This window comes from Candidatus Poribacteria bacterium, assembly GCA_021295755.1.
Lineage (GTDB): Bacteria > Poribacteria > WGA-4E > WGA-4E > PCPOR2b > PCPOR2b.
This window is the reverse complement of the sequence record JAGWBT010000038.1, coordinates 5,254-8,914: the sequence shown is the minus strand read 5'-3', so window position 1 is coordinate 8,914 and position 3,661 is coordinate 5,254. Positions and strand designations below refer to the sequence as shown.

The following is a 3,661-nucleotide window of genomic DNA, read 5'->3' as shown; positions in this document are numbered from 1 at the left end:
GCTCGCACGAAGTTTTATCAGATAGACAGCGGTGTGGAGGAGTGGCTTGACTATCCACGCATCCTTGATATTTTTCGCGGAATCGGTTATAACGGTTGCCTGTCGGTGGTCTACGAAGGCGAGTCTGATCGGGTGGAATCGATGCGGAAAGCCTTGAACTATCTTCGATCAATTATGTGAGACGTGATGCGTGAAACGTGAAGAAAACTCACGCCTTTGAACTCATGAACCCCTGAACTATTGTATTGGATCACTAAAGGGGCAGAAGGCAAATGGATCAAATTGTTGACCTAACAATGCCGATCGAGAACCACTTTCGGTGGCCGGTAGATCGGCAACTCAAAGAGGACTTCAACACGGGCAGCGCTTTCCAAGTGACTTGGGCTGGCTGGGCGGTTCATGGATTTACACATATTGACGCGCCGAGGCATATCGACCCCAACGGTGGGACAACGAGCGATATTTCACTCAATCAGATTGTAGGTAAAGCGGCAATTGTCGATCTCACCGGCATCGAACCCAATTCAGCGATTACTGAAACCCAAGTCCGTGATGCTGGTGGGCACATCAATCCGGGCGACATCGTCCTGCTGAAAACCTGTTGGGACCAGGTCACCTCGCCAAAGACCCCGGAATTCTGGACGACTGCGCCCTACATGACCCGACCGGCGTGCGAGTGGCTTTTATTACGATTTTCCACAGGATTATCCCATCCGAAAGCTGCTTGACAAAGAGGTCGCACCGATTTCTGACTTTGTAACACATGATGTGTTGCTTCGCAACGGCGTGATCATGATTGAGTACCTTTGTAACTTGTGCCAATTAACGACCCCCTGCACCCAACTCTACGCGCTTCCGTTGAAGATCCCGGAATCGGACGGTGCGCCCGCTCGTGTGATTGCCGTTCAGCCTGAAGCGTAGAAGACCGCTGCCGCTATCGGTAGCTCGATCGCTTACTTCATAATATTCAGGACTTACCCAAATTGAACAGAAAATTGGCATATTTTGTTGAAAAGTCGTTATTTGGTTGCATTTAACCCCCTAAATCCCCCTTATCAGGGGGACTTTAAGAGGCACTGCGTAAGTCCTAATATTCATAGAGGTACGCTAGGAATACAGAATATGGAATCACCTTCACACGCTCTCGACCGGCAAGACTTCGCGTCATGCTACACTTTGCATTTTCGCCCTGAAGGGGCACTCGTCGGGGACGCATCTTTCTTCTGTCGGGACGGCGAGTGCCACCTTTTCTATTTGAGCAAAAGAAACGATGACCCGCCCAGACTTCCTCGTTGTGAGCTCGACCACGCGGTGAGCACCGATCTTCTCCATTGGGAGCTTCTGCCGCCGGCACTGCTGCCGGGGCAGCCGGGAGAGCCGGATGATGACGGAATCGGTGGTGCGACGATAGTTTATTCCGAGGGACAGTACCAGATGTTCTACGCCGGCACCAACCCCCAAGTGATCTATCATGCCCGCAGCGATGACCTAATCAAGTGGGAGAAAGACGCTCCCCTGCAACCGATAATCGTTCCGGATCCACGCTGGTACGTGCCCCACGATGCCCCCGTAGAAGACCCCTACCTGCTCACGGCGTGGCGAGATCCGTTTCTGTTCTACGATGATCCAAGCGAGCAGTATGTGATGGTCACCACCGCCCGGCTCAACCACGGACCGTTGCGGGAACGCGGCTGCGTGGCTTGGACCGTCAGCAAAGACCTAAAAAACTGGGAGGTGAAACCGCCCCTTTACAGTCCTTTTATCGGCGCAGCCCTTGAGGTTATAGAGATTCTTAAAATGGAAGGGCGTTACTATCTAATCTTCTGCCACGGAGAGACAAACACCACGCGCTACCGAGTCGCAGAACGGTTGGAGGGTCCCTATCTCTGTCCTGAGGATGACATTCTTCTGCCGAATTATATGTATGCACCTCGAACCGCTATGATGGGCGGTAATCATTATCTCGTTCCTTGGGCAGCGGACCGTATTGGCGGTAACGATGATTATCAACCTGAATGGGGTGGAGAGGGATACGCTTGGGGTGGCGTGCTGGGGACTCCTCAGCATATTCGACCTCTGCCGGATGGAGGGATCGGCTTGTTTTATCCAAGCATCGTTGATTCCTTGGCAGGCGAGGCGTTGCTAGATTCGAGTTTATTGGAGCAGGTACGCTCGCAACGGGGAGAGTGGAAAGGGGCATCAGGGAGACTCTCCGCTGTCTCTTTTCAGGGAATGGCGCGGGGGATGCTTTCCGCCGGCGGAACGGATTTTATTCTCTCTTGCGAAATAACGATGAAACGGGGTGCTGCGGCGGGCTTGATTCTGCGTGGCAGCCAAACCGGCGAAGCGGGTTACTTCCTGCGTTTAGAGCCTAGAACAGGTATCATTTCACTATGGCGATATCCTAGACCATGGGTGGTCTCCCGACCAATGGCGATGAAGATTACGACCGATGTTGACTATAATCAACCCTTAGCGTTAAAAGTTTTGCTCCACAGACATATCTTAGACGTTTATCTGAACGACAGGCTAGTCATCTCGCGTGCTGTTCATGACTATAAGGAAGGACGTTTCGGGTTTTTTGTCGAGGATGCCGAGAGCGAATTTACTGCGCTCAGGGCGAATGAGCTAAAAGAATAAGTCTGTCGGACAGTCTTTCGTTTTCTCGCATCTCATAACAAGGAATAGAGATTCAATGGAAATTACTGATATTAAACCGATCCCAGTGCAGGTCGGACACAGAAATCAACTGGTGATTAAAGTCGAAACAGACGAAGGGATTTACGGTTGGGGAGAATCCGGGGTATCGGGGCGTGAATTGGCTGTCGTTGGTGCGATTCAGCATTATCGCGAATTCCTCATTGGTCGCGACCCGATGCGCATTGGTGGACTCTGGCAGGAGATGTATCGGAGCCAGTATTTTGAGGGCGGGCGTATCTTGACCGCCGCTATCGCCGCCATTGACATCGCACTTTACGATATTGCGGGCAAGGCGCTCGGTGTGCCGGTCTACCAATTGCTCGGTGGGAAACAGCGGGATTTTGTCCCCTGTTTTGCCAGTACCTTCGCCCAATCGCTTGAGAAATTGATTGAGGATACCAATTTGCTGATCGAAAACGGTTGGAATGTCATCCGCACGGCACCAGTTCAAGGCGATGATCCAACAATTTTTGAGCCGCGGGAGTCGATTGCCATAACCGCCAGCCAGTTGACGCAGCTTCGGGAAGCGGTCGGTCCTGCACCTGTCCTAGGTATCGATTACCACCATCGTTTGAGTGTCGCGGAAGCGGCATCCTTTTGCCAACGTATGCCCAGTGGCACCCTCGATTTTCTCGAAGAACCGATTCGCGATCAGACGCCGGCGGCGTATGAATCTTTGCGTCAGATGGTTGATGTGCCGTTTGCGATCGGGGAAGAAATCTCCAGCAAATGGGACTTTTTGCCTTATCTAGAACGGGGGATTACCAATTTTGCCCGCATTGATGTCTGTAACGTTGGGGGATTAACGGAAGCGATGAAAGTGGCGAGTTTGGCGGAAACCCACTATATCGACCTGATGCCGCATAATCCGTTGGGGTCAATCTGCACAGCGGCCACAGTACATCTAGCCGCAGCGGTTCCCAACTTTGCTTGGTTGGAGGTGCGCGTTTCACCAACTGAG

At 52.2% G+C, this 3,661-nt stretch carries 2 protein-coding genes and 2 pseudogenes (1 of these 4 cut by a window edge); all 4 read left to right on the top strand.

The window, feature by feature from the left end; translation table 11 throughout:
- Window positions 1-180: hypothetical protein (locus J4G02_07380; protein MCE2394395.1), on the top strand; the 180-nt coding region annotated here is incomplete at its 5' end.
- A 92-nt stretch (window positions 181-272) separates the two neighbouring features.
- Window positions 273-921, top strand: a pseudogene (locus J4G02_07375) (cyclase family protein).
- A 201-nt stretch (window positions 922-1,122) separates the two neighbouring features.
- Window positions 1,123-2,640: a hypothetical protein gene (locus J4G02_07370; protein ID MCE2394394.1), complete on the top strand. Its 1,518-nt coding sequence runs from the start codon at window positions 1,123-1,125 to the stop codon at window positions 2,638-2,640.
- Window positions 2,641-2,695: 55 nt separating this feature from the next.
- Window positions 2,696-3,661 (top strand): annotated as a pseudogene (locus J4G02_07365) (mandelate racemase/muconate lactonizing enzyme family protein); it runs 163 nt beyond the window's last position.

Excerpts from the sequence above, each read along its gene's own strand:
- J4G02_07370 (MCE2394394.1), top strand. The coding sequence starts at position 1,123 with ATGGAATCACCTTCACACGCTCTCGACCGGCAAGACTTCGCGTCATGC.